The following is a 24,607-nucleotide window of genomic DNA, read 5'->3' on the forward strand; positions in this document are numbered from 1 at the left end:
CCGCTCATGCGCGTCCTCATCCTCGTTGAGAACCTTCCCGTTCCCTTCGACAGGCGCGTGTGGCAGGAGGCCTGCGCCCTGCGTGATGCGGGGCATGAGGTTACGGTCATCTGCCCGCAGATGCGCGGCTACACGCAGCCGGAGGAAGTGCTGGAAGGCATCCAAATCTACCGGCACTGGATCAGTGGGGAGGCAGGATCGCTGGGTGGATTCATCGCTGAGTATGCGTCCGCACTTTGGGGTGAATTGACCTGCGCGGTCAAAGCCTGGCGGCGCGGTGGTTTTGATGTCATCCACCTCTGCAATCCGCCGGATCTGCTGTTCCTCGTGGCGCTGCCGTTCAAACTGTTTGGTGGCGTGAAAGTCATCTTTGATGTGCATGATCTGTGGCCGGAGATGTTTGAGGCGAAATTTGGCAGGCGTGGGCTGATGTATTGGGCAGTGCGCATTGCCGAGCGGTGCACGCTTGCACTGGCGGATGTGGTGATCGCCACGAATCAGAGCGTCCTGAGAGCGGTGAAACAGCGTGGGAAGCTGCGTGAGGATCGCGCCTTTGTGGTGCGCACAGCGCCGAGCCGCATGCACACCGATGCGCAGCCGGATGAATCACTGCGTGCCGGGAGACGGTACCTGGTGGGATACATAGGCGTCATGGGCAATGCGGATGGCGTGGACTACCTCGTGCGCGCCGCGGATCACATCGTCAAAACCCGCCGGCGCACCGATGTGCAGTTTCTGCTGATGGGTTCCGGCGCGGAGCATGCGGATCTGGTCGCATTGCGTGACCTGCTTGGCTTGCAGGATTACCTCAGCATGCCCGGACGGGTCAGCGACGAGTTTCTATGCCGTGCTTTACGTACCATGGACCTCGGCGTCGCCTGCGACCCCATCAACGCCTACAACGACCACTGCACCATGAACAAGGTGCTGGAATACATGGCCTTCGCCAAACCGATGGTCATGTTTGGCACCGTGGAAGGCCGGTTCTCAGCGGGTGAGAGCGCGGTGTACGTCATGGAAAACTCGGCTGAAAAGCTGGGCGATGCCATCCTCACTCTCCTCGACGACGAGCCCCGGCGTCAAACGTTGGGAGCCGCCGGTCATGCACGGCTGACCCAGGAGCTGAACTGGAAGCGGAGCGTGGGGCAGTTGCTGGCGGCATACCAGGCGGCGTGAGGTGGTTTCTAGTGATTATTTTGCCCTGCGTTGTCTAGGGTCTTGCTAAAGCGCCTCGTTGTTCTTAATTCATCGGAATGAACCAGGTGAATGAACATGGGGGGGATGCCGTTCATTTCGAGCCCTTTACTCCGCCATCGACGGAGGAGCTGGATGCATTGATTCCGGGCTACAAGTTTCTTCAGTTTATCGAGAGGGGCGGCATGGGCGCGGTTTACAAGGCGGTGCAGAAGAGCCTCAACCGCACGGTGGCGGTGAAACTGCTGCCGCAGGTGCATCGAAACAAGGAGAGCTTTGCCGAGCGCTTCAAACGGGAGGCGCATGCGCTCGCGTTGCTAAATCACCCGCACATCATCGCCGTTTACGACTTTGGTGAAACCCCCGACGGCCAGATGTACTACGTCATGGAGTTTGTTTCCGGCATGGATTTGCAGCAGCTGCTCAAGCGTGATCCACCTGAGCCGAGACAGATCCTCAAAATCATCACCCAGGTTTGCGAGGCGCTGCAGTTTGCCCATGAACACGGAATTGTGCATCGTGACATCAAGCCAGCCAACATTCTCGTCGATGAGCGTGGCAATGTGAAGGTCGCCGATTTTGGCCTGGCCAAGGTCATTGGTCCGCAGTCAGTCGATTACACGGCCACAGGCATGACTATTGGGACGCCTGATTATATCGCGCCCGAGGCGCTCGATCAGAGCAGGGATATCGACCACCGGGCGGACATCTATTCGCTGGGAGTGATGATCTATGAGCTCTTCACCGGGCATGTTCCGAAGGGGGTGTGGGAGCCGCCCTCGATTCGTTCTGGTGCGGACAAGGGCATCGATGCTGTCGTCAGCAAGGCGATGCAAAACAATCCCGAGAAACGTTACCAGCATGTGCGTGACATGACGCAGGTGCTGGAAAAGCTCTTCAAGAACAGCGACAATTGGAAAAATTTTCGCAGACAGTCTCCAAGCCTCACCGCACCGGCGGGAAAAAAAGAGGAGGCTGTTCCCACCGGCGCAGTGACGCTCAAAATACGGCAGGATGACGGGGCTGGCAGGCGCTGGCTGCCTTGGGTAGCTGCGGCGCTGCTGCTGCTTGGGGGCGGGTTTGCCGTGGCATGGCAATCGGGTCTGCTGGCGGCATCCGAGGCGAATCCGAAAGCCGCTGAGGCGGGGCGGCCGTTATCTCCTGACGTGAACCCGCAGCAGATGGCGCTCGCGCGTTTCGTCGTAGAGCATGGCGGCGTGGTGAATGTGCAGACCCCCGCCAGTTCCGAGAAAGCGATGGGAGGCTCTGCCGATCTGGATGAGCTGGCAGACCTGCCATCAGGCGCATTCACCGTCTGGCGTGTCTCTTTTCTGGTGGTGCCGGTGACGGACGTGGCTGTTTATGATGAACTCGTGGCCCGGATTCGAGACGCCGGAACGGTCTCCAACCTTAACCTGCATGGGCTGGCAGTGCCGACGGATGCGCTCAAGAGCCTGGTTTCCATGCCTACGCTGACGAGTCTTGATTTGATGTCCAGTCCAGCGGTGACTGCCGCGGCCATACCCTACATTGCTGCCTGCCGGCAGCTGCGGCTGCTGCGCATCGGGGGGATCCCGCCGCTCGAGGGTGCCGTGCTGGAACAGCTCCGAGCCCTGCTGCCTGACTGCGGAGTTCACGACGACAAGTAGAGGCTTCTTCTTGTGATGAATAAATACTATTTTGCGGATTTTTTGCCCGGAAGTCTTGCAAAAAGGAGAAAAACACCCTGATTGCCTTTATGGAAACGAAGTCGCCCGGAGACCGCTGGCTCCCTCGTTTCCAAATGATGCGCTGCTGCCACTGGCGAAATCGTACAGTGCGCTTCTCAAGCAGGGCATGATTTCGGAAAATGCAGGCGCTGAAAGGCAGAGATGACATTTCAAGAGACTCATCATGATCACTCAAAAGCAACCGATGGCAAAACTGGCCGCCAAAGCCACCAACACCTCGACCTCGAAAAACAGAAGGCGAAAGGCAGTGAAATCCAAAACTTTACCGGCCACTGGGACGAAGCTCTCGCAGCGGAAGCCTGCCGTGTATTCTCAAACAACGAAGCGGAAAACCGAAGCTGGTGGAGCGGGGGGGACTGTGATGCCGGTGATGGCCAGCGGTCTGACCTTCAACTCCGGTGACAGCGGTCGCGCGGCGGTTGCCGGAGTGTCGCGTCATTCTTTCACGGCCCGGCGAACCAAGCCGCGGCTGCTCTGGATCGGAGATGCCTTGGTGCCCACCGGCTTTGCCACTGTGACTCATGCGATTCTGAATCATTTGCGGCATGACTGGGAGATCGTGGTCTCTGGCGTGAATTATGATGGTGGGGACCATGATCTGCCTTATCGCATCATGCCTGCGCAGCAGGGAGGTGACATGTGGGGGATGAACCGTTTCCAGGATCTTTGCGCCGAGTTTGATCCCGCTGCCGTCATCATCAACAGCGACTGGTGGAACGTGGCGCAGTTTGCCAGGATCGCGCCCGCCGGAGTACCGGTCATCGGTTACATGCCCGTGGATGGCGGTCACCTAGACCCTGCGGCCATGGCGGAGATCAACCGGCTGCACTCGGCGGTGTGGTACACGAGGTTTGGCCACCGTGCTGCCTGCGACGCAGGTTTCACCGGCCAGCGTCAGATCATTCCGCATGGCATCGATACAGAAATATTCAGGCCAGGGGATCGTGCTGCGGCACGGCAGACGCTGCGGCTCGATGTATCGCCGGACGCATTCATCGTGGGCAACGTCAATCGCAACCAGCCGCGCAAACGGCTCGATCTCACGATTCAGATTTTCGCCGCCTGGATCAAACAGCACAACATCGCCGACGCTTATCTGCTCCTGCACTGCGCTCAAAAAGACACGGGCTGGGATCTGCGCAGAGTGGCCGCCTACTGCGGTGTCGCTGACCGTCTGATCCTCACCGGTGCCGAAGACATCCGGGATTTGCAGGACGTACACAGGTTGAGGCTCGTCTATAACTGTCTCGATGTGCAGATGACCACCACGCTGGGGGAAGGCTGGGGGCTGACCACGATGGAAGGCATGGCCTGCGGCATTCCGCAAATCGTGCCCAAATCTTCTGCCCTGGGGGAGTGGGCCAGACCTGCGATTAAAATTCCGTGTTCACGCACGCTTATTCATCCTGAGATCAACACGACCGGCTCCTTGGTCGATGAGGCACCCTTCGTGGCTGCGTTGCAGTCGCTCCATGAAAACCGAGATGCGCGCAGCCGTCTTGCCGCAGAAGGACTGGTGCACGTGCGTGGTGAGGCCTTCCGCTGGGAGACTGTGGCGCGGCAATTTCAGGAGCTGCTGGCCACCGCTCCGTGCCAGGCGAAGCGGCGGCAGGATGCTCGATCCCGGCTGTTCAGCAGCAATGCTTGAAAGCAGGCTGAGGAGTTCCAGCGAGCAGGGCCGCCAGTTTGTCGAGGCAGCCATTCCAGCCGTAGGTGTGCTTCTGGCAGCTGTCGTCGCTGGGGAATCCGGTCTGGGTGAGATGCAGTTCGGTTTCATCGCCAACGGCCTTGAACTCAAAGGTGACGAGTGACTCGCAGTCTGCCCAGTCTTCATCGTTCTCCCATTTCCAGGTGTAGACGATCTTCGAGGGCGGTGTGATCTCACGGTAAACACCCACGGCAACAACGGCTTTGGAGGTTTCCGGATTGTACGAACTGGTGCGGTAGCTGCCGCCGACGCGGAAGTCGGCGCTGCATTCGATGATGTGGGGAGGTCCGCAGCCAAACCATTGCTGGATGGCTTCGGCGCTGGAGAAGGCGGCAAAGACGCGCTCGCGCGGTGCTTTGAAGCGACGGGTGAGATTGAGGGTTTGTTCGGCGACGAGAGTGGTCATGACTTTTTAGGTTTGGTCTGTTCTTGGGCGGGTGGCTCTGGTGGGGCCTGCTCCACGAGGGCGGCGAGTCTGTCGAAACTGCCTTCCCACATCTGGCGGTGGCGTTCGATCCAGTTCACTGCTTCGCGGAGGGGTTTGGGATTGGCGGTGATGTAATGGGTGCGTCCTTCGATCCGGCGCTTGAGCAGTCCTGCATCCTCCAACACGCGCAGATGCTTGGAGACGGCCGGGAGGGACATCTGCAAGGGCTCTGCGAGCGCCCCTACCGTGGCCTCTCCCTCGATCAGGCGTGTCAGCAGCCCCCGCCGTGTGGCATCGGAGAGTGCGGCGAATACGAGATCAAGGAGCAGGGGCTGGGGGGCGCGTCTCATGGAGAAACGAGTGGATGCTGCGTGGCGCGCTGGCAAGCGGGCTTACTTCACGCGCTCAAACTGGAATGAATGGTCCTCCTGGGCTTTGCCGTTGTCGAACAACGTCCAGTTCTGTGTCACATGATTCAAATCCACGAAGGTGATGACGGCGGAGTGCATGTGTTTCTCCGTTTCCACTTTGATTTCACTGTCCTTGGCCAGGTCGAAGGTGAGGGATTTGTCATCGGTCTTCACCAGCGTCATGCTGGGCCGGTTGCACAGCATGCAGTAATGGGTCAGCACGACCTTGCCATCCTTTTCATGGTAGAGGGTGACCATTTCCTTGGGGGTGTCGGGAAACATGCGCTCTTCCAGCGCGCTGCCGCCGGAGATGACGCGGTACTGGGTCGTCACGGTCATGGGGCCCTGGCCCATGTCCACTTTGGCCTGCCAGGTGCCGGCCAGTGTTTTGAGTTTTTCAAATTCGGCGGAGCCGGTGTAGGGCTTGGGCGGTTCGCCTGCAGAGGTGGTGAGCACCAGGGAGAGGAGGGACAGAGTGATAAGAAGCAGATTTGTTTTCATAGGAGTATGGTTTGTAACCGGCTGAATAGTTAACCAAATGGTTAAATGATTCAAGTGAAATTTTGCACGCTGTGTTTTTCCCGATTTTGCTCATCCATGGACTGTCCTTCTCATCCCATTCTGTGGTAGCATGACGGTGCATGAAAATCGCTTTCGTCGGAGCATCAGGGTACGGCAACATCGGTGACGACACCTATCCACTCGTCTTTGCGCAACAGCTGCCCGAGCATGAACTGGTGTTCTACAATTCAGACCTCCCATCCAGCCTGCCAGACGATCTGGATATGATCGTGATAGGCGGAGGCGGGGTGCTGCACAATGCCGGAGCGGAACCCGAAGAGGGGGAGTCGCCCCATTTCCGGTGCATGCGGTTTTACATCCATGCGGCTATCGAGCGCGGCATTCCCTGGGGCATTCTGTCCTGTGGATTTCAGTTTGAAGTGCAACGTGATTCCGCCTATGCCCGGTCACTGAAGCCATGGGTGCCGTATTTGCAGCAGGCAGCCTTCATTACTCTGCGCTCACCCGAGTGTGTCCGCATCGCACGGGAGATCAGCGGCAGAGCCGACGCTGTTTTCTTCCCAGATGCGGCGTATCTTTATCATCCGGCAGGTGTGCTGCAGCAGGGCCTTGCAGAAGGTGTGACGATTGTACCCGCCGGCCTGGTCAATCCGCGCAATGCGCTCATCAACCACTACCTGCGCCAGTTTGCGGCCAGCGGTGTTCCGGTGTCATGGCTGCGCATGGGCGCGCTGGTGGATGATGGCTGGATGCTGGAGGAAGCGGCGCAGCGTTTCCCCGATTCGAAGACCATCAACGCAGCAGACCCTGAGGCAGCGTATCGGTGCATCGCCTCCTCACGGTTCGTCATCACAGGACGTTATCATGGCATGATTTTTTCGAGAACAAGCCGCGTGCCATTCATCACACCCACGGAGGTGCCGTACAAATTGCGGCAGGAAGATTATGCCGCTCCGACCGCATCCGCCGCCGGTCACTTTGAGGTGTTGCGGCGTTTCATCGAGAGGTGATCAACAGCGCTGCAGAAAGGCCGCCAGCTCAGCTGCATCCGCCTGCGGGAATTCACGGCCCAGTGTGTTTTCGCGATCCATGCCGAAGGCGTAGTCCGTCTTCTTTCTCACATCGACATGGTCCGCTGGGTAAAACACGGCAACGGGCTTGTGCTCAAACCAAGCGGCCTGCTGCAGGCTGGACCAGCTGCCCACATAGGCGCGGCAGCTTTTCACGAGGTTAAGAGTCGCAGGTGTGGAGAGGTTTTCGAGAACGGTTACATTGCCGCCTGCAAAAGCCCGCCCGTCTTCTGCGTTGTGGACAAGCTTGCCGCCGCCGGAACGGGGATAACTGCGCGTCACGATGAACACCCGGCACGGCAGTTTCCTGAGCACTTGCAGAGTCTTTTCGATCAAATCAGGAGGCAGGGAGCGCTCCGTCACACCTGCGAAGGGCTGGAACACAATGTGTCCGTCTGAAGGAATGTTGTCCGGTGCGTCAAACACGGGGACATGGCCGTTTGCAGGGCCGCGGATGAGCTGCGCATAGTCCACACCGGCAAAGGCGCACAGCTCCCGGCTGATGTCCACACCGCGCAGGCCGGCGTTGAAGAACTCCACATATTTGTGCGCGAGATCGTAGAGGATGAAATTCTTCGCATTGCGATGATGGCGAAAGATCTCGATCGAAAACGGATTGTGAGAGGCCATGATCACGGGAACCGGCTGTGTGGTCTCGCTCAGCACGCGGTAGCTGGCATTCTGATAGCAAACACGGATCACATCGCCGAGGCCGGCGGCAAAAAGGGCGGCAGACATTTGTGAAGCAATGGTGCGGGTCCTGACGTTGACAAGGCTCGTCTCATCCCAACCTGCCATGAAGATACTCGCCTCATTCCTTCTTCTTTCCTTGTCCGCTCAGGCCGCCGTCACGCTGCCCGCGATTTTCTCCGATCACATGGTGCTGCAAAGCGGCAAGCCGGTGCCTGTCTGGGGCACTGCGGATGCGAAATCGGAAGTCAGCGTGGCCATCGCGGGTCAAAAGAAAACGGCCAAGGCGGACGCGAGCGGCCAGTGGTCGCTCAAGCTCGATGCCTTAACCGCCTCGGCTGAGCCGCAGACGCTGACGATAGGTGACAAGACGATCAATGACGTGCTGGTCGGCGAAGTCTGGCTCGGATCGGGGCAGTCCAACATGGCGATGGCTGTACAGAGCGCCAAAGATTACCCGGCCAGCCAAGAGGCCGCGAATGTGCCGCTGATCCGGATGTTTACCGAAGGCAGCGCGGCTGCCGCCACGGCGCAGTCACAGGGCAAAGGCACCTGGGTGATTTGCTCTCCTGAGACGGTGGGGCGTTTTTCCGCCACGGCGTATTTCTTTGGCCGCAATGTCTATGACGTGCTCAAGCAGCCGGTGGGGCTCATCAATTCCTCCGTGGGTGGTACGCCGATCGAGTCTTGGATCAGCCCTGAGGCCCAGCAGGCGAGCGCGGAACTGAAGCCCTTCTTTGAGGCGCTGAAGCAGGACGATGCAGCCTTTGATGAAGCCAAGGTGAAGGCTGTTTACGAGCGTCAGGTGGCCAAATGGGCCGAAGAGGTGAAGCTGGCGAAGGCGGAGGGAAAACCCGCGCCGCGCAAGCCGCGTGATCCGATCGAAACCCGCAAGCGCAAAGGGAATGTGGGAGGCCTGTTCAACGGCAAGATTTCGCCGCTCATCCCTTATGCGATTCGTGGTGCCATCTGGTATCAGGGGGAGGCCAATACGAACGGGCCCAAGCCACCGTTCTACCAGGCACAGCTCACACTGCTCGCCAAGGACTGGCGCACACGCTGGAACGATGAGTTTCCTTTTGCCTGGGTGCAGCTGCCGAATTTTACTCGCGTTGGTGACGGCTGGCCGATTGTGCGCGAGCAGATGCTCAACGCGCTGAGCACCATTCCGAACAGCGGCATGGCCATCACGCTCGACATTGGCGAGGCGAAAAACATTCATCCTGCCAACAAACAGGAAGTGGGCCGCCGCCTCGCGCAGTGGGCGCTGGGTTCGGTGTATCACAAGGATGTGGCTGACACTTCCGGGCCGCTGATTGACCAAGCCACGGTCAAGGGCGGCGCATTTGTGATCACTTTCACGCATGCCAAGGGGTTGAACGCGAAAGGTGAGCTTGGTGAGTTTGAAATCGCCGGAGTGGATGGACAGTGGCATGCGGCTGAGGCGAAGATCGAGGGCGAGACGGTTGTCGTCTCATCCAAGGCCGTCGCCGACCCGAAGCAGGTGCGGTATGCGTGGAAGGACAATCCCGTGGCCTCGCTCTTCAACGGTGCGGGCATTCCGGCTTCGCCATTTCGGAAGTGATGTGCCTTGGTGAGATAGGATTGACAGTCCTTTTGATGGGAGGGCATACTCGTTTTCATCATGAAACGAGTTTCTGCTTATGACTGGAGAAGGATCATTCTGTGGGCTGCCCTCTGGACGACTCCGGCCCTCGCGTCTGAGACCGAGGACCGGCTGACGGCCCTCAAGAAAGAACTGCCGTTCATCTCGACCGCGGATTTTCTCTACAATCGGCAGCCAATGGGTTACGAGCGGGTGAAAAAGATCCGTGCCGCATGGGATACTCTTCAGGGGCTTTGCTCAGCCGAGCTCGAGAGCGCCGAACTGGTCAGGCTCGCAGAGCAGGGAGATGCAGCAATACGCTGTCTGGCGGTTCTGGCGCTCGTAGCCCAGGAGAAGCCTGACTTTGTGCCGGTGTGCATCAGGCTGGCGAATGATTTCACCCCGACCCTTCCTTTCGGCCATAGTGGAGACCTCATTGGCCCCGAGATGGTAACGATCCCGCAGACAGTGGCAGATGTGGCGCGCACATGCCTGCAGATGGTGGGCTGCGATTTCCGGGATCCGAATGATGCCCCAAAGGCGTTTCAGCCCAATGCGGAGACGTGGTGGGAGCAGAGGCAGTCGAACATGGACTGGCTAGGCTGGCATGGTTTTTTACACAAGCGGGCCTCCATGGGATATTCACCGCCGCAGGAAGAGGCCAAGCCTGCCCTGAAACAATTCTGGAGCCAGGCGGAGAAGCTGCCGCCCAAAACTCGTGCCTGGCTGATGCTCTACATGGCCGATGGCGTCTTAATGTCCACCGGGCAGTGGCAGGACTGGTATGCCACGGAGGAGGAGATGATCCGTGCGGTGCGTGGACTTGGAGCTGCGGCACTGCTGGAGTTTTTGCAGACGGGTCGCAGAGCGGGGCTGAAGGAGCCAGCCATTGATGACCCCAGACAAGGCAGAAGGTTCATCATAACCTATGCCAAATATTTTTTCTCACCTGAGAATGCCAAAGACCTGACGGCCTTGAAACACTACACGGCTGCCATGGATGCTGATCCGGGGCGGGCCAGACAGGTGAAAGATGAGGCCATGCAGTATCACGCCAGTAAATACGGGGGCTGGGAGCGTGCCGAGGTGATGGCAGCTTTGGCAGATCTTGGGGATGAAACGGACCTGGCCACAGTGGCCAGATGGTTTTACACGGAGTCAAATGGCGCCCGCGGATCGACGCCGCAGACGGTGTTTCTCACCAGGCTGGAACAGCGCCGACCACGTGCAGGAAAGGAACTCATCAGGCTGCTGGCAAGTGATCCGGAGCTTGATCGTCTGAGGCCCGAGGATGTGACCCACTTGGCGTCGCTGCTGAAAAAGATCACTCCAGACTTTTCCATTGAGCGCTCCTGGAACGACGAGAGGGCAGACGAAGTTCGTGGTTTGCTGAGAGCCTATTTCAAGATCGGCTCTTTCGCGATCCAGGAACTCAAGCGGCCGGAAAAATATCTGGATAAGCCTGAATGGTCTGTGGAACTGGATGGGCTGGCACACAGCATGGTGATCCACCCCAACGGTTCGTTGCTTGCCGTGGGCATGAGTGACGAAGGCGGAGGTGTGCGTGTGCTGGATGCGGGGAGTGGAAAGGAGAAGCATCGCATTGCCCAGTCAGGCGAGTACTTGAACGTGTTTTTCAACCCTGATGGCACCCAGTTGCTGTTTCATGCTCCAAGCTCGATGGGTCAGATCCATGTCTGGGATGTGGCGAGCGGAAAAGAATCCTGGCAGTCGGTGGAGCCGCAGTTCAGTTTTCAACTTGCCGCTGACAAGCCGTTTGGATTGTTTGAAGGCGAGAGCAATCAGGAACGGTTCGTTCGGATGGATCAGATCACATTCAAAACCTTGTGGACGAAGGAGCTTCAGTCAAACCGCAGGAGAACGACAAAACTCTCACCCGATGCGAAGTGGATAGCGCTGGTGGATGAAGAGTTCAAAACCATCCAGCTCCTCGATTCCGCCAAAGAGGGGGAGCTGGTCACGGAGTTCGTGGGACATGCGTCCTACCCGAGCAAGTACGCTTTTTCGCCGGACTCCACCAAGCTCATTTCTGTGGCGGAGGATGATCGTGTCATCCTGTGGGATGTCATCACGAAGCGCATGCAGTCGATGTTTCGTGGCAGACGTATGCAGTCTGGACCGGTTGGTTTTACCGCGGACTCGCAGTGCTTCTTTGCCAACGCGGAGCCAAACGGCCTGGGTGTTTACTCCATGGATGGAACTTCCCGCTTTGGCATCAAATACACGGGCAACTGGATGGAGACAGTGGTGCCGTCCCGTGACGGACGTTTTCTTTTCATCATGGTCCAGCATGCAAGCCGGCCGTCAGGAAGGGCTGACCGGAGCCGCATCGAGTGCTGGCGCCTGAAGTAGAGACCACTTTTTCCCTGCCGGGACGCGGAACACCACTTCCGCGCCCCGCAGGGACTTGATCCAACCTAATTCAGATCAAAATTTCAAGCTGCCGCCGACGTAGAAGTTGCGGCCATAGGCGGGGATGATGCCGCTGCTGTTGACGAGGGAGTAGTAGTGCTTGTCGAAGACGTTGTTGAGGCCGGCCATGACGGAGAAGTTTTTTCCGAGGGGGACTTCGGCGGTGAGATCCCAGGTGGTGTAGGCGGGAATGTCGAAACGGCCGTCGGCGTTGTCGGTGCCATTGTGGCGGGCCATCAAGGTGCCGAGGAAGGCGATCTTCAGGCCGCTCTTGCGTTTGTAGATGGCACCGGTGCGGATGATGTAGGGCGGAGCGTACTGCGGGGTGCCGCCGTTGTTGACGCCGCCGGAGAGACGGGCTTCGAGCACGGAGATGTTGCCGTAGAGATTGAGGGCACCGAGGTATTCGCCACGATGAGTGCCGTTGAGCGCATCGAGCCCGCCGATGACATCGAACTGTGCGGCGCCTTCCCAGCCGTAGTTGATGCTGCGGCCGACGCTTTGGATGTTCAGGCCGGCGGTGCCGATCTTGTCATCGAGATCAACGAGGAAGAAGGAGGTGTCATAGGTGAACCAGGGTTTGGGATTGCCACGGAGGCCGAGTTCGTAGCTCCAGCCCTGGGATGGGGCGACATCGCTGGCCGTACCACCTGCGGCGGGGATGAGCGACTGGCCGAAGGTGGTGGCACGGTAGCTCTGGGAGATGTTGGCATAGACGGCGGTCTGGTTGCCGAGATCGTAGGAGAGGCCGAGGCCAAAGAGCGGCTGCTTGTCGAACTTGCTGGCATCCCGCTGCGTGGTGGTGACACCGATGTTCCTGACGGTGATGTCTTGATTGACCATCTCCATGCGGAAACCGGGCGTGACGGTGAGGCGGCCGAAGGTGAACTTGTTTTCGAGGAAGACGGAGCCGTAGATCACATCACGGGCAGCGACGGTGTTGACGGTGCCGATGTTGTCCGTGGGATAGGCTCCGGTGGCGTCCTTGCGCGGAGAGCGGCACATGTAGAACTGCATGCCTGCGGCGAGGGAGTGATTGCCGCCCCAGAGCTCATAATCGTGGCGGATGCGGGGCTCGACACCCCAGTTGTAGAACTGCTGGTGCTGGATGGCCGTAGTAGGGGCGGTGACGGTGCCAAAGCCGCCTGTCTGACGATTGCTCCAGCGGTCATAGGCACCGGCCCAGGTTTTCACGCTGAGCTCGGTCTGGCTGGAAAACTTGTGCTGGAGCTCTGCGCTGGCGACGACGCGGCTCAGGCGGAAGCGGTCGGTGGTGCGCACGGTTTGATTGCGGTCGGCGTTATAGGCCGAGGCGGTCAGTCCACCGGGGTCGCCATGGCGGTCAGAGCCAGCATCGAGGGAAAAAATCCAGCGTGTGTCGGTGGCCTGCTGGTAGATGAGTTTCAAGCGGCCGCCATCGACGTTGAAGTCGCTGTTGGCTTTGCGGAACCCGGTGCCGGAGCGGTGGTTGAACCAGCCGTACCAGCTCCATTTGCCAGCGCTGCCATCGATGGAGGTGAAGGTGGAGTAGAGGTCGTTGCTGCCAAAAATGTGCTTGGTCTGCATGCCAAAGAGGCGGTCCGTGCGAGGCATGGATGAGACGTAGTTCATGGCACCGGCCGGCTGCGGGCCGTAGAGCAGCGAGGCGCCGCCACGGACGAAGTCGATGCGATGGGTGGACTCCAGCGGCGGGGTCCAGTAGGACTCGGGGTAGCCTTGAGGGTCTGCGGCGATGGGGATGCCATCCTGCAGCATCATGAAATACTGGGCGCGATCTGGCGAGCCGATCCCACGATAGCCAAGGCTTACCAGCGGAGTGCTTTCTTCAGCAGTGATCAGGCCGGGCGTCATGGCAAAGGCCTGGCTGTAGTTGTTGGCCTGCACCTCAGGGAGTGCCTGGATGTTCAAGGAACTCGCTTTCTTGCCTGCATAAATCTTGGTGCCTTCGACGGGCGGCAGGTAGGGAATTTTGACCTGAGGTTCTTCTTGAGCGTCTGCCGTGATAACGATGTTTGGCAGTTCGGTGACGATGTCTGAACTCGGTTTGCTTGCCGGATTGCGAACGCTTTGGGACCGAGCATGGGAAGCTATGGCAAGGAAAAGGAGGGCAACGGCAGCAAGTGAGGTACCAGCGGTGCGGGGGAAATGGGAAGGGGCAATGGGCTTCATCAAAGGTCGGTCTTGAGATTCTGTCGCAGCAGACTGCGATAGTGAGTTGGATGACTATACGCGCAAGTTTTTTGTGCGACTGAGTCGCAATTGCAAAGTGGCAACCATTTCTTGCGCTTCATGCGAGGGGAATGTCCCTGCGGCGGCGGAACACCACTTCCGCACCCCGCAGGGACTTGATCCAACCTAACAAGGACCAAACTAGGAAGCTGTCTCCGATGCGGCGACGTGGCCGCGTTTGGGGAAGAAGCGACGAAAGGCGAGGGCGAAGCCGGTCCAGATGAGGATCATGGTGGCCAAGGTGCACAAGGCGGCGACGGTCTGACCGATGAGGCCGAAGAGCTCGCCGGTGTGGAGGAAACGGGCGTACATGCGCAGGCGGCGTCCGAGATTTTGGTGCTGCAGATCGTCCGGGCTGGGCAGCACTTTGGCCTGAGCCACATCGAGATTCAGCATGGTGCGGAGATGGACCTGGCCGCGGCCACCACGATCTACCATGAGGGGAAAAGGGGCGCTGGGTTTCTGAGGCATGCGCAGGCTGAGGGTGGACCAGCCGGGGATTTGCTGGCGTGCCTGGGCGAGGAGTGGTTCGAGTCCGGTGAGGGAAGGGGATGGGGCTGCGGGTCCGCCGCCTTCGCGTTTGCCGCCAGGACCGCCTGCCGGGCGTTCGCGTGGAGGTGGTGGCTCGCTGCCGGTGAGGGTGAAGAGCAGGTTGTTCGCCCAGCCGTAGGACATGATGAGGCCGGTGAGGATGATGCAGAGCTGAGGGAGCGCGCTCCAAAAGCCGAAGACGTTATGCCAGTTCCAGTTGCGCGCGCGGTCTCTGAGCTTGGGATTGAAGAGGATGACCGCGCGCACGTTGGCCCAGCGCCAGTGGCGCGGCCACCAGAGGTAGATACCGGAGAGCAGCAGCAGGCTGAAGATCAAACAACCTGCGCCGGTGATGGCCTTGCCCACTTCTTTGGGAAGGCCAGAACCGGTGAGGAAGCGGTGCCACTCGGTGGCGGCGTGGAAGAAGTCATGCCAGGCGCGGTGGCCCTCGCCGAGAAATTCGCCGTTGTAGGGATTGGCGAAGTAGATGCCCTCTTTTCCGACGGACAGCGTCACGGGCATGGCAGGGTCTGCTTTCCAGGTGATGCCGCTGGGATTCAAATCGGGCTTGGTTTCGTGAACCTTGGCCAGCAGCGTTTCGATGTCGAGATGTGAGACACCTGCGGCAGGCGGGGCGACGCGCAAATCTCGATTGGCCCAGTCGATGAGCTGGGCCTCGTATGAAATCATGAGGCCGGTGACGGCCATGGAGAGAATGACCACACCGGCGACGAGACCTGCGATGAGATGACCCCAGAAAATGAGGCGAAGAAAGGTGGGCTTCACGGTTACATTTCCGCCCACTGGCGCAGGAGATTATGATAGACGCCGGTGAGCTGCACGCCGGTCTGTTCAGCCACGGGATTGTTTTTGAGGTCGCGGCCCAGACGCTGGATGGCGAGATCGAGGTCAAAGAGGAGTGATCGCTGGCCGTTGTCACGGATCATGCTTTGCAGCCAGAAGAAGGAGCAGATGCGGGCGCCGCGTGTCACCGGGGTGACGTGGTGCAGGCTGGTGGAGGGGTAGAGAACCATGTGGCCGGGGGGGAGCTTCACACGCTGTACACCGTAGGTGTCCTCGATGCAAAGCTCCCCGCCGTCATACTCTTCCGGGCCGGCGAAGAACAGCGTGGCGCTGAGGTCCGTGCGGATGCGGATGGGCATGGTGGGATGCTGGCGGATGGCGTTGTCCACATGCGTGCCGAAGGACTGGCCTCCGGAGTAGCGGTTGAACAACGGCGGGAAAATCCGCTGAGGCAGTGCGGCGGCGTGGAAGAGCGGATTTTTAGCCAGAGCGGTGAGGATCATCTCTCCGAGCTCACGCGCAGCGGGGCTGTCCTCCGGGAGCTGCATGTTGTCCTTGGCCTTGGCGGATTGGTAACCAGCGGTGCCTTTGCCATCCACCCATTCGGTGGAGTCCAGGAGCTGGCGCGCATGAGCAACCTGCTCAGCGGTGAGAACATCGGGAATTGCGATGAGCATGACGGGAAGGGGAAACAGATTAGAATTTGATGCTTGCGGTGAGTGCGGCGGAACGTCCCGGGCCGGGGACGAAGTGACCACCGCCGACGCTGCCGACGTAGCGCTCATCCGCGAGATTGTAGATGTTCAGGCGCAGGCTGATCTTCTCGGAGAACTTGTAGCTGACCATGGCATCCAGTGTCCAATAGCTTGGGGCGGTGCGGGCGCTTGCGGCGGAATCGTTGCTCGTACGCGGGCCCATATACTGGGCTCCGAAGCCGAACTGCGTTTTTTCCAGGAGGGTGTAGGTCGTCCACAGGTTGAAGGTTTGAGGGGGGGCATTTGACAAGGACTGACCGATTGCACCTGCGGCGGTGGAGGCTTTCGTCTCGCTTTCCATGATGGCGTAACCTGCGAAGACCTGCCAATTTTTGGTGATGCTGCCGGTCATGCTGAACTCGATGCCTTGAACCTGCTGATCTCCGCCCAGAGTTGTGACGCCGGATGGGTCCGTGGTGCGGGCGTTGGTTTTTTCAGAGCGGAAGAGGGCCGCCGTGAGCGAGAGGCGCTCCTTGAGAACGTCCCACTTGGTGCCGAGCTCGAAGGTGGAGGTTTGTTCAGGATCCAGCGAGGATGTGGCGGCGGTGAGGCCCAGGCCTGCACCGGAAGCACCGTCGATGGTGGGATTGAACGAAGTGCCGTAGCCGAAGTAAATGCTGCCCTGCTTCACAGGCTTGTAGATCAGAGCGGCCTTGTAGCTGAACAGATCGTCCGCGTTGGCATAGCCGCCGGCAGAGGTGTTGCCGGGTCCGCTCACGGTAGCATACATGTGGTCATAGCGAAGGCCGGCGCTGATTTCCCAGTGTTTGCCGATCTTCATGGTGTCGAACACATAAGCGGAGACGGTGTAGAGGTACGCCTCAATCGGGGCTGGCAGACCAGGGTAGGTAGCGCCCGTGAGGTCCTGCGTGCCGGCCGGGGGTGAGAAGGCGCTTGGCAAATATGTTACGCTGGGGGCATACAAATCGGTGAGGGTTGCCACCCCGGCGACATTGGCATTCTGCTGGTGCTCGAGATAGAACTCCATGCCGGTGACGAGCGCGTGCTTGATCGGGCCGGTGGAGAAGTCGGCCACGAAATTGGTCTGGTTGCCAAACATTTCAGTGAACTGCTGACGACGCTGCAACTGGCGGTTCAGTATCGTGGTATATTGATTGCCCGGGGCCACGCCAACGTCACGGAGCCGTGGTGCGGTGCTCACGGAGTCGCGATGGCTGCGCGAGTAGCGGGTGATGTTGCGGACGCGCGCGTGGTCAGAGAAATCGTGTTCAAAGATCGCCGTGAAGTGGTCGGTCTGAACCTTCTCATAGTCCACGCCGGGGATGCCGTAGAAGGTGTTGAAGCTCACGCCTGGAGGCGGCTGGTTCTGGTAGCCGGCGAGTGCGGCTCCGGAACCACTGAAGGTGCCGTTGTTGGGGACCCATGGCAGGCCGTAGTCCGGGACGTTGCTTTCCTCCAGCCGCTGGTAATTCAGCATGAAGCGTGTGTCCGTGCCCAGACCCGCGCCCAGCGATGCGGCGATGCCGTAGCGCTCCATCGAGACGTGGTCACGTCCTGGTGTATCAGCGCTGTGGTACATGGTGTTGAGGCGGAAGGCCGTGTGCTCAGAGAGCTTCTGGTTCACATCCACCGTGCCGCGGTAGAGACTGCTGGTGCCGCCGCTAACCGTGGTGAGCACGGAGTCTGTCAGATTGGCCATCTTGCTGACGGTGTTGATGGAGCCCCCGGTGGAGCCACGACCGACAGTGGAGGAGGAGGGGCCTTTGGTGATCTCGACCTGCTCGGTGTTGAAAGGATCGCGGTTGTAGTTGGCGTAGTCGCGCACGCCATCGAGGTAGATGTCGCTGCGTGCGCTGAAGCCGCGGATGGCGAGATTGTCGCCAGACACTGCGCCGCCTTCACCTGCCTGCATGGAAATGCCTGGGGTGTTTTTCAGCACATCGCGGAGGCTGAAAGCGCCGCGGTCCTCGATCACCGCCTTGGGAATGACCGTGATCGTCTGTGGGATGTCGCGCAGCGGCTCCGTGTACTTCTGTGATTGCAGGCGAGTGGGGTTGTAGACCGAGCCAGTCGCTTCAATGAGGACTTCGGGCAGCTCGGTGGGAATTTCTTCAATCTGCGGCTTGAGCTTGCTGGGGGCGGCGGTTTGGGCGCTCAGGCTGCCTGCAGCGCACAGCAACGAGGTGACAGAGAGAGTTTGGGGGCCTGTCTTGCGAGCAGCGCGGCGGATGCGGGAGGCGAATTTTTTTGGCATGAGAGGGATGATCGGAAAGGGCTAACTAATGCTAATGAGATTCGATTTCATTAGCAAGTTGCGATTAAGTCTCATTTTCAAACCCAGTCAACCTTGGAAAATAGCGACCTTTTGCTCAAAACTTGCGGTCTTTTGCGGTCTCCCGGGGACTGAAAATGGGTCTTGAAAACGCTCGGCGATCCAAAGCCCCATTGACTTTCAGCCCAATCTTTTGGCTCAGAATTTGACGGTGGACGTCAAAGCAGCGGAGTGTCTTGGCCCATTGCCGGCATGAAGATGGGCGCTATGCGGTTCTTTCTGCGGAACGTTTTTTGATCCGCTCTGCCGCCCGGCTCATCGACTCCAGCACCTCGATCAGCCGGTCCATTTTCTGCAATCCGAGATCCAAGGGCCCGCGCCGCCGCATTTCCGCCGCCGCCAGATCCAAGGCTTCAAGACCCACCTGGTAGAGGTCGTCCGCTTTTGCCAGCAGCGGGGAACCCTGCTCTGGATCCAGCACATCGAGCAGGAACTCCGCCATGAAATGGGGCTGGTAAGCGAGGAGCAGGTTGCAGCCATAGCGAAACAATTCATGACGCAGGGCATGGAAAGGTTCGGCCTCTTTCTGGTTCTCCCATCTGGCGGTGAGCTGCATGGCTTCGTCCACTTTGTCCGTGGCCTGCATGATCCAGTCATCCGCACGAGTGGTGTCCACCGGGGGTGTCTCCAGAAGCAGGGCCACGGCGCGGCAGAAGATATGGCGTGCTTTCAAGCCGATTTCGGCGGCTTGCAGATTCAGATGTTCCGTGGGGTTGCTTAAAATCAGGGTCTCCTCCGCCACCTGCATGGCCTCCAGCATCCTGGGAGGGGAGATTTCCAGCAGCAGCGCGGCGCGGTTGATCAGCAAGATCGGCAGAAGGGCCGTATTCACCGGAAGTCCCTGCGCCACGCTTTCCTCGATCACGGTTTTGCCATGATCCAGCGACAGCAGCGCAGCGTGCAGGCTCTCAGGCATTGCCTGCGCACGCAGCGCCAGGGATCGGTTCATCCATGCCAGGGCCAGCCGACCGCGATACTGCGAGTCCTCCTCAAGCGGCAGCTTTTGCAGGTGCAAGATGGCCTCATCAAAGCTCTGCACCGCTGCGATCAGCTCAGCTGGGTTTCCCAGTCGTGTCAGCACGTCCCCCCGGTTCATCCAGCAGGCTGTGAGCAGCCAGCGATACCAGGCGCTTTCCTCAAACGGGAGCTTACGGCGAATGGCCAGCGCCTGCTCAAAGCAGTTCAGGGCCTCCGGCAGCGCAGCGGCGTCATTGGCCGAAAGCAGTGCAATGCCGCGCTTCATCCAGACTTTGGCGACTGCATTGCGATCGTCAGGGGAGGATTCGTGGGTATCCGGGGGAGGGGGCATTCGGAAGGGCTTCTGGGACAACTTTGGCAGTATCGAGAGCAATAAAAACATAATGATGCGACTGAGTCGCAATTGCAAGTTGACATGCCATTCTTACGTTTCATCGTCCATTCCTGCCCCGCCTTGTGCAATGACCTCCTCAGTGATAAATCCCCTGCCCACCATGGGCTTCAACCTTCCAAAGCCAAGAACCGCTGCTGCTGGCTCTGCCGCAAGGGTGGTGCAACGTGGTGGTAACTGGGCGCGTGTGCTCATCACGCTTTCATGGCTCGTGGGCATCACGGGTAGCTTTCTGACTGTGGGCGTCATTGGCATGTTTGCTGACGATCTGCCGCCGATTCATCTGAAGACTCTCGAAGAAGATGTGGAAACGCCACTTGAGGAGATTTTAAATGGAGACCAGATGGGACTCCCAGACACTGCTGAGCAATCGGCTGAAGGTGATCCAGTACTGCCTACAGTGATTTCTGAGGCAATCGAGACGCCGCCTGAAAATCTTGATCTGCCTGAGATTGCGGAGGCGATGACGCTGGAGGATGTCTTTGCCGTGCCTACCGCACCCAAGATTGAGGACGCGTTGCGGCCCATTGATCCCGTGGCCAAGCCTAAACCGGCACCGCAGCGCACACTTAATACTGCCGTGGCGGCTGGTGGCGGTGGTGCATCATCGGGCAGAACACAGGGAGGCCAGGCAGGGGGCATGGGGGGCAGAGGGAATGGCACAGGTGGAAAGTGGATTAATCCCAAGCCGCCTTATCCTGATTTTGCGGAAAGGGCGGGCATGCATGGCACTGTGCGTCTGAAAATCAGCGTCAGTCCCTCGGGCGTGATTGAAAGTGTCAGTGTTATAAGCACCTCCGGTTACAGTCCACTCGATGAAAGCGCTGCCTCCTGGGTGCGCCGGGAATGGCGTGCGCCTGCCACTGGCGTGGCGAGGAGTTTTAGCCAGCCCTTTAATTTCAAACTGCCATGACATCCATTCACATGCCTCTATTTCCCTCATGCCCATCCTAGCCAACGTCGTCGTCGATCTCTTCCACAAAGGTGGTCCCATCATGTATCCCATTGCCGTCGTCACGGTGGTGGCGGTCTGCATTTTTGTGGAGCGTGTATTCTGGTGGGTGCGCTTTGCCACCAAGCGCTCCGTCAAGCAGGTGGACGAAGTCTATGAAAAACTGGAGGCGGGAGACCTCGCCCAGGCCATCGCCCTTTCGGCGAAATCCAGCGATCCCGTGGTGCGCATGATTCATCACGGGCTCAATCATCGCCACACCAGCATGCAGGGTGCGCTTGAAGTGGCCGCAGGGCAGGAACTGCGGGATGCAGGCCGCTACCTGAGCGCGATGGACACCATCGTCACCCTGGCACCGCTGCTCGGTTTGCTCGGGACGGTCACCGGCATCATGGGAAGCTTCACCAGCATTGGCGGCAGCGAACTTGCTGTCGAAAAAGTTACCGGTGGCATCGGCGAGGCGCTCATCGCCACCGCCGCCGGTCTCGGCATCGCCATTGGCACGCTGGTGCCGATGAACTACTTCCACTCGCGTCTGGCCGGATTGAAGTTTGATCTCGAAGCCGCCGCAAACAACGTGCTGATTCTCGCCGTGCAGCACGGTTTTGACAAAGCCACTCCGAAGGCCTGATCCTGCCGTGAAACTTCATTCGCCATTGCCCGAACGAAAGACGCGGCTGGAAATCATCCCGCTCATTGACGTGATGTTCTTCCTGCTGGCCTCCTTCATGATGGTCAGCCTCACGATGTCCAAGCAGCAGACCATCAAGGTCAACCTGCCCGTCGCCTCCTCGGCGCAGTCCGACTTCAAGCCGGACATGATCAACCTCGCAGTGAACGCCACAGGGGATGTGTTTTTCGACAAGGCCGGCATCACGCTGCCGGAGCTGGATCGCAGACTGGCCGAACGTTTCAGCAAGGACCCCGCCACGCCGGTGTACATCAGCGCCGATGTGAACACACGCTACTCAGATCTCGTGAAAGTGCTTGATGCCGCCAAGCGGGTCGGCTTCACCAAGGTGGCCTTCAACGTCAAACCCGTGAATGCGGCCAAGCCGTCTCTCTGACCCATGAAGCGTCTGCTCACCACGCTGCTGGTTGTCATCTCCCTGGGGCTCTGCGCCGTGTGCATCGTGCAATGGCAGCGCGAGGACCGTCTGCGCGGCCACATCCAGGATCTCGTCAAAAGGCTCGAAGCGGAAAACACCCTGCGCATCGAAGCGGAGCGCAAGGTGCGCGAGTATGAAAAGGAAATTGCTCGTCTGACGGAACTGCGTGCCGAAGTGGAGGCCCGGCTGGTCGAGGTGTCTCGTGAGTACAAAGATCTCTCCGCCGACTCCGTCGCGCGCGGCATCACCATCGCCATCTACATGCGCGAGCTGAGGCAGCTGCAGCACGGTCTGGAGGCGACGCAGCTCGCGTTTGGCAAAGGCGCGGATGCAATCAAAAGCCACAACAGCGTCGTCACGACGCAGAACAGCGCGATGGAAAAGCAGAACGAGCTGCTAAAGCAGCTGGTGGAAGAGCGTAATGACGCGATTTCCAAGCTCAATGCCCGCACAAGGGAGTTCAACGAGCTGGTGGAGAAGTACAACAAGCTGGCGAAGAGCCGGTGATCCGTGCTTGCCATTCCGGCCCGGCTGCGAAAGACTCGCGCCCGCATGAGCCAACCAGCCACTCCTGACATCACCCGTCTTCGCGATCTGTCGCCGCAACAACGCCGTTCCGGACTCGCCGCATGGCTGGGCTGGATGTTTGACGGCCTCGACATGCATCTTTACACGCTGGTCGCCACGGCCTTCGTGGCGCAGCTCATGATGGTGCCGGAGAGCGATCCGACCGTCGGCATGCATGGTTCCATCATCCAGGCTGCATTCTTGGTCGGCTGGGCGGTTGGCGGAGCGTTCTTTGGCCGTATTGGCGATGTGCTGGGCCGCAGCCGGGCGCTGACACTCACGATCCTGACCTACGCCTGCTTCACCGGGCTGTCGTTCTTTGCGCAGACATGGTGGCATCTCATGATCTTCCGCTTTCTGGCAGCGCTCGGCATCGGCGGTGAGTGGGCGGTGGGTGCATCATTGCTGTCTGAAACGTGGCCGAAAAAATGGCGCCCATGGATCGCCGCCACACTGCAAAGCGCGGTGAACTGCGGCGTGCTGCTGGCCTGCTTTGCCGGATACCTGCTCGCCGGAAAAGAGCCGCGCTACATTTTTCTCATCGGCATTCTGCCGGCATTGATCACGCTGTGGATTCGGAAAGCGGTGCCGGAGACTGAGGAGTGGACGCAGGCCCGTGAAGGCCAGGAAGTGCCCAAGATCAGCGATCTTTTCAGCCCTGCGGTGCGTGGTGTGACGTGGCGGGTGATGCTCATCTGCGCGGTGTCATTGACTGCACACTGGACCTTCCTCTTCTGGCAGCAGAAGCACGTGCTGAGCCTCGCTGAATTTTCCTCCCCCCTCATCGACAAATCCGTCAAGGATGCCGCCGTGGTGACGGGGCTGATGTGGATCATGTTTGGCTCGTTGATCGGCAACTACATCGCCGGTGGCCTGGCCAAGGTCTTCGGCTACCGCAACGCCATCGTCGGCATGATGCTGGCCTACTTTGCGATCATGTACTTCTCCTTCTCGCAGGTGTGGAGCTGGGAGGCGACGAAGTGGCAGTTTGCGATCATCGGCGCGTGCCAGGGTGTGTTTGGACTCTTCACCATGTGCCTGCCGCCGCTCTTCCCCGTGCTGCTGCGCACCACCGGCTCCGGCTTCTGCTACAACATCGGCCGCATCGTCGCGGCTGGTGGCACGGTTTTCTTCGGCATCTTTGTGAAGGTCGGTGACTTCCGCACGGCACTGCTGTATGCGGGATTCCTTTTCATTCCTTCCGCCGCTGTGGCGATGCTGCTGCCGTCTGAGCCGGAGCAGGCTGATGGCACGGCGAGTGCGGTGGACTGATCAGGCAAGCGTGCTGGTCGCTTCACGCGACCAGCGTGTAAAAGGGATAGGTCTTCGAAAAGCCTTCCACGGTGCATTCGCACACGAGCCGGACTTCGTTTTCTGCCACCATGCGTTTCACGGCGGCATCGGTGAAGAGGATGTTTTGCTTCTGTGCTGCGGCCACCTTTTCGACGCGGAAGACGAAGTTCACCTCGGGGCCGTGGAGATTGAGCTCGTTCATCGTCGGCACGGTGCCGAGCATGGCAGCCCCGAAATGCAGCACGAGGCGGAAAGGCGGATTGGCGGCCAGCTGGGCTTCATACAGCTTGGACACGGCCTGGCGCACCTGGATGGCGCTGTCCTCGGTATCATCCCAGTAGCAGAAAAACCCGTCACCCAGATATTTCGACATGTGGCCGCCGCATTCGTCGATGATCTGGCGGCAGTTTTTGAACCAGCTGCCTGTCATGCGCGGGAAGTGCGCACCCTGCAGCGTTTGTGAGAGCTGGGTGGAGCCGATGATGTCTGCCACCATGAGCCAGCACTGCGCCTGGCGGATGTGGATCATCGTCGAGGCCATGACCTGCTGGCCTGCCGGATGCATGGCGCTGAGGATCTCGGAGGAAAATTCCAGTTCGTTGCTGGCGACACGAAAGATGTCCCCGTTGTGAAGGCGCACCGACTGCGAGATGCGGCGGCCGTTGACATAGGTGCCGTTCGCACTGCCGAGATCGACCAGCCAGTATTCGTGCTCCCCCTGTGCCTGGATGATGGCGTGGCGGCGGGAGACTTCGCTGTCGGCCACCGGGATGGAATTGTCCGGCGCGCGGCCGATGGAGCAGGTGCCATTCAGATCATGACGCTCCCCATTGGGAAGGCGCAGCCAGGACTGGAGCAGGTTGGTACTCATGGTCAGAATTAACGTGAATTGTGACAAATCATGTCATCCAAGCC

Annotated in this window: 21 protein-coding genes; 11 read left to right on the top strand and 10 right to left on the bottom strand. The window is 59.4% G+C overall.

Annotated features, from left to right (window positions below):
* The first annotated feature begins 6 nt into the window (after window positions 1-6).
* The 3 genes from WAW39_RS26355 (at window position 7) to WAW39_RS26365 (ending at window position 4,572) form a co-directional block, all read left to right on the top strand.
* The gene (locus WAW39_RS26355) at window positions 7-1,176 is read left to right on the top strand and encodes a glycosyltransferase family 4 protein (RefSeq protein WP_422322143.1); all 1,170 of its coding nucleotides are present in this window, start codon (window positions 7-9) and stop codon (window positions 1,174-1,176) included.
* A gap of 77 nt (window positions 1,177-1,253) precedes the next feature.
* Entirely contained in the window at window positions 1,254-2,843 is a 1,590-nt protein-coding gene (locus tag WAW39_RS26360; RefSeq protein ID WP_422322144.1) for a serine/threonine-protein kinase, read from the top strand.
* A gap of 244 nt (window positions 2,844-3,087) precedes the next feature.
* Window positions 3,088-4,572 (top strand): glycosyltransferase family 4 protein, encoded by a 1,485-nt coding sequence (locus WAW39_RS26365; RefSeq protein WP_422322145.1) that lies wholly within the window; start codon window positions 3,088-3,090, stop codon window positions 4,570-4,572.
* Here the strand turns inward: WAW39_RS26365 and WAW39_RS26370 are convergent.
* From WAW39_RS26370 to WAW39_RS26380, 3 genes are read right to left on the bottom strand one after another with little or no spacing between them, the layout of a single operon-like run.
* Window positions 4,556-5,038 (bottom strand): SRPBCC family protein, encoded by a 483-nt coding sequence (locus WAW39_RS26370; RefSeq protein WP_422322146.1) that lies wholly within the window; start codon window positions 5,036-5,038, stop codon window positions 4,556-4,558. The genes WAW39_RS26365 and WAW39_RS26370 overlap by 17 nt on opposite strands.
* Complete coding sequence (locus tag WAW39_RS26375; protein ID WP_422322147.1) at window positions 5,035-5,409, bottom strand: ArsR/SmtB family transcription factor; 375 nt, start codon at window positions 5,407-5,409, stop codon at window positions 5,035-5,037. The genes WAW39_RS26370 and WAW39_RS26375 overlap by 4 nt, the downstream gene beginning before the upstream one ends.
* 42 nt (window positions 5,410-5,451) lie before the next feature.
* Window positions 5,452-5,970, bottom strand: a complete 519-nt coding sequence (locus WAW39_RS26380; RefSeq protein ID WP_422322148.1) for a hypothetical protein — start codon at window positions 5,968-5,970, stop codon at window positions 5,452-5,454.
* 140 nt (window positions 5,971-6,110) lie between these two features.
* Here WAW39_RS26380 and WAW39_RS26385 point away from each other — a divergent pair, with 140 nt between their 5' ends.
* Window positions 6,111-7,001 carry a polysaccharide pyruvyl transferase family protein gene (locus tag WAW39_RS26385; RefSeq protein ID WP_422322149.1) on the top strand — a complete coding sequence of 297 codons (891 nt, stop codon included), beginning with the start codon at window positions 6,111-6,113 and terminating at the stop codon, window positions 6,999-7,001.
* On the opposite strand, the gene WAW39_RS26390 is transcribed toward WAW39_RS26385, so the two are convergent.
* A complete protein-coding gene (locus WAW39_RS26390; protein WP_422322150.1) occupies window positions 7,002-7,799 on the bottom strand; it encodes a hypothetical protein in 798 nt (265 codons plus the stop codon).
* Window positions 7,800-7,857: 58 nt separating this feature from the next.
* On the opposite strand from WAW39_RS26390, the gene WAW39_RS26395 reads away from it, so the two are divergent.
* Window positions 7,858-9,336: a sialate O-acetylesterase gene (locus WAW39_RS26395; protein ID WP_422322151.1), complete on the top strand. Its 1,479-nt coding sequence runs from the start codon at window positions 7,858-7,860 to the stop codon at window positions 9,334-9,336.
* 60 nt (window positions 9,337-9,396) lie between these two features.
* A complete protein-coding gene (locus WAW39_RS26400) occupies window positions 9,397-11,730 on the top strand; it encodes a WD40 repeat domain-containing protein (protein WP_422322152.1) in 2,334 nt (777 codons plus the stop codon).
* Window positions 11,731-11,805: 75 nt separating this feature from the next.
* Here WAW39_RS26400 and WAW39_RS26405 read toward each other — a convergent pair whose 3' ends face one another.
* The 5 genes from WAW39_RS26405 to WAW39_RS26425 all read right to left on the bottom strand — a co-directional run bounded on the left by WAW39_RS26405 (window position 11,806) and on the right by WAW39_RS26425 (window position 19,645).
* A complete protein-coding gene (locus tag WAW39_RS26405) occupies window positions 11,806-13,959 on the bottom strand; it encodes a TonB-dependent receptor family protein (protein WP_422322153.1) in 2,154 nt (717 codons plus the stop codon).
* A 201-nt stretch (window positions 13,960-14,160) separates the two neighbouring features.
* Window positions 14,161-15,336, bottom strand: coding sequence for a PepSY-associated TM helix domain-containing protein (locus WAW39_RS26410; RefSeq protein ID WP_422322154.1), 1,176 nt, complete (start codon window positions 15,334-15,336; stop codon window positions 14,161-14,163).
* Between the two features lie 2 nt (window positions 15,337-15,338).
* Window positions 15,339-16,031 carry a Fe2+-dependent dioxygenase gene (locus tag WAW39_RS26415; protein WP_422322155.1) on the bottom strand — a complete coding sequence of 231 codons (693 nt, stop codon included), beginning with the start codon at window positions 16,029-16,031 and terminating at the stop codon, window positions 15,339-15,341.
* Window positions 16,032-16,050: 19 nt separating this feature from the next.
* The gene (locus tag WAW39_RS26420) at window positions 16,051-18,324 is read right to left on the bottom strand and encodes a TonB-dependent receptor (protein WP_422322156.1); all 2,274 of its coding nucleotides are present in this window, start codon (window positions 18,322-18,324) and stop codon (window positions 16,051-16,053) included.
* A 283-nt stretch (window positions 18,325-18,607) separates the two neighbouring features.
* Complete coding sequence (locus tag WAW39_RS26425) at window positions 18,608-19,645, bottom strand: hypothetical protein (protein WP_422322157.1); 1,038 nt, start codon at window positions 19,643-19,645, stop codon at window positions 18,608-18,610.
* Here WAW39_RS26425 and WAW39_RS26430 point away from each other — a divergent pair.
* The 5 genes from WAW39_RS26430 to WAW39_RS26450 are packed head-to-tail and all read left to right on the top strand — an operon-like array spanning window position 19,632 to window position 23,671.
* Window positions 19,632-20,684 (top strand): energy transducer TonB, encoded by a 1,053-nt coding sequence (locus tag WAW39_RS26430; protein ID WP_422322158.1) that lies wholly within the window; start codon window positions 19,632-19,634, stop codon window positions 20,682-20,684. The two genes, WAW39_RS26425 and WAW39_RS26430, sit on opposite strands and share 14 nt — an antisense overlap.
* A gap of 28 nt (window positions 20,685-20,712) precedes the next feature.
* Complete coding sequence (locus tag WAW39_RS26435; protein WP_422322159.1) at window positions 20,713-21,354, top strand: MotA/TolQ/ExbB proton channel family protein; 642 nt, start codon at window positions 20,713-20,715, stop codon at window positions 21,352-21,354.
* Between the two features lie 7 nt (window positions 21,355-21,361).
* Window positions 21,362-21,790 (top strand): ExbD/TolR family protein, encoded by a 429-nt coding sequence (locus WAW39_RS26440; protein WP_422322160.1) that lies wholly within the window; start codon window positions 21,362-21,364, stop codon window positions 21,788-21,790.
* A 3-nt stretch (window positions 21,791-21,793) separates the two neighbouring features.
* Window positions 21,794-22,339 (top strand): hypothetical protein, encoded by a 546-nt coding sequence (locus tag WAW39_RS26445; RefSeq protein ID WP_422322161.1) that lies wholly within the window; start codon window positions 21,794-21,796, stop codon window positions 22,337-22,339.
* Window positions 22,340-22,384: 45 nt separating this feature from the next.
* Window positions 22,385-23,671: an MFS transporter gene (locus tag WAW39_RS26450; RefSeq protein ID WP_422322162.1), complete on the top strand. Its 1,287-nt coding sequence runs from the start codon at window positions 22,385-22,387 to the stop codon at window positions 23,669-23,671.
* A 22-nt stretch (window positions 23,672-23,693) separates the two neighbouring features.
* On the opposite strand, the gene WAW39_RS26455 is transcribed toward WAW39_RS26450, so the two are convergent.
* Entirely contained in the window at window positions 23,694-24,563 is an 870-nt protein-coding gene (locus WAW39_RS26455; RefSeq protein WP_422322163.1) for an FHA domain-containing protein, read from the bottom strand.
* Window positions 24,564-24,607 lie beyond the last annotated feature (44 nt).

The organism is Prosthecobacter sp., from assembly GCF_049294395.1.
Taxonomy (GTDB): Bacteria; Verrucomicrobiota; Verrucomicrobiia; order Verrucomicrobiales; family Verrucomicrobiaceae; genus Prosthecobacter.

Coding starts and splice junctions, on each gene's coding strand:
- WAW39_RS26355 (WP_422322143.1), top strand. CDS start 7: ATGCGCGTCCTCATCCTCGTTGAGAACCTTCCCGTTCCCTTCGACAGG.
- WAW39_RS26360 (WP_422322144.1), top strand. CDS start 1,254: ATGAACCAGGTGAATGAACATGGGGGGGATGCCGTTCATTTCGAGCCC.
- WAW39_RS26365 (WP_422322145.1), top strand. CDS start 3,088: ATGATCACTCAAAAGCAACCGATGGCAAAACTGGCCGCCAAAGCCACC.
- WAW39_RS26370 (WP_422322146.1), bottom strand. CDS start 5,038: ATGACCACTCTCGTCGCCGAACAAACCCTCAATCTCACCCGTCGCTTC.
- WAW39_RS26375 (WP_422322147.1), bottom strand. CDS start 5,409: ATGAGACGCGCCCCCCAGCCCCTGCTCCTTGATCTCGTATTCGCCGCA.
- WAW39_RS26380 (WP_422322148.1), bottom strand. CDS start 5,970: ATGAAAACAAATCTGCTTCTTATCACTCTGTCCCTCCTCTCCCTGGTG.
- WAW39_RS26385 (WP_422322149.1), top strand. CDS start 6,111: ATGAAAATCGCTTTCGTCGGAGCATCAGGGTACGGCAACATCGGTGAC.
- WAW39_RS26390 (WP_422322150.1), bottom strand. CDS start 7,799: ATGTCTGCCGCCCTTTTTGCCGCCGGCCTCGGCGATGTGATCCGTGTT.
- WAW39_RS26395 (WP_422322151.1), top strand. CDS start 7,858: ATGAAGATACTCGCCTCATTCCTTCTTCTTTCCTTGTCCGCTCAGGCC.
- WAW39_RS26400 (WP_422322152.1), top strand. CDS start 9,397: ATGAAACGAGTTTCTGCTTATGACTGGAGAAGGATCATTCTGTGGGCT.
- WAW39_RS26405 (WP_422322153.1), bottom strand. CDS start 13,959: ATGAAGCCCATTGCCCCTTCCCATTTCCCCCGCACCGCTGGTACCTCA.
- WAW39_RS26415 (WP_422322155.1), bottom strand. CDS start 16,031: ATGCTCATCGCAATTCCCGATGTTCTCACCGCTGAGCAGGTTGCTCAT.
- WAW39_RS26420 (WP_422322156.1), bottom strand. CDS start 18,324: ATGCCAAAAAAATTCGCCTCCCGCATCCGCCGCGCTGCTCGCAAGACA.
- WAW39_RS26430 (WP_422322158.1), top strand. CDS start 19,632: ATGCCGCGCTTCATCCAGACTTTGGCGACTGCATTGCGATCGTCAGGG.
- WAW39_RS26425 (WP_422322157.1), bottom strand. CDS start 19,645: ATGAAGCGCGGCATTGCACTGCTTTCGGCCAATGACGCCGCTGCGCTG.
- WAW39_RS26435 (WP_422322159.1), top strand. CDS start 20,713: ATGCCCATCCTAGCCAACGTCGTCGTCGATCTCTTCCACAAAGGTGGT.
- WAW39_RS26445 (WP_422322161.1), top strand. CDS start 21,794: ATGAAGCGTCTGCTCACCACGCTGCTGGTTGTCATCTCCCTGGGGCTC.
- WAW39_RS26450 (WP_422322162.1), top strand. CDS start 22,385: ATGAGCCAACCAGCCACTCCTGACATCACCCGTCTTCGCGATCTGTCG.
- WAW39_RS26455 (WP_422322163.1), bottom strand. CDS start 24,563: ATGAGTACCAACCTGCTCCAGTCCTGGCTGCGCCTTCCCAATGGGGAG.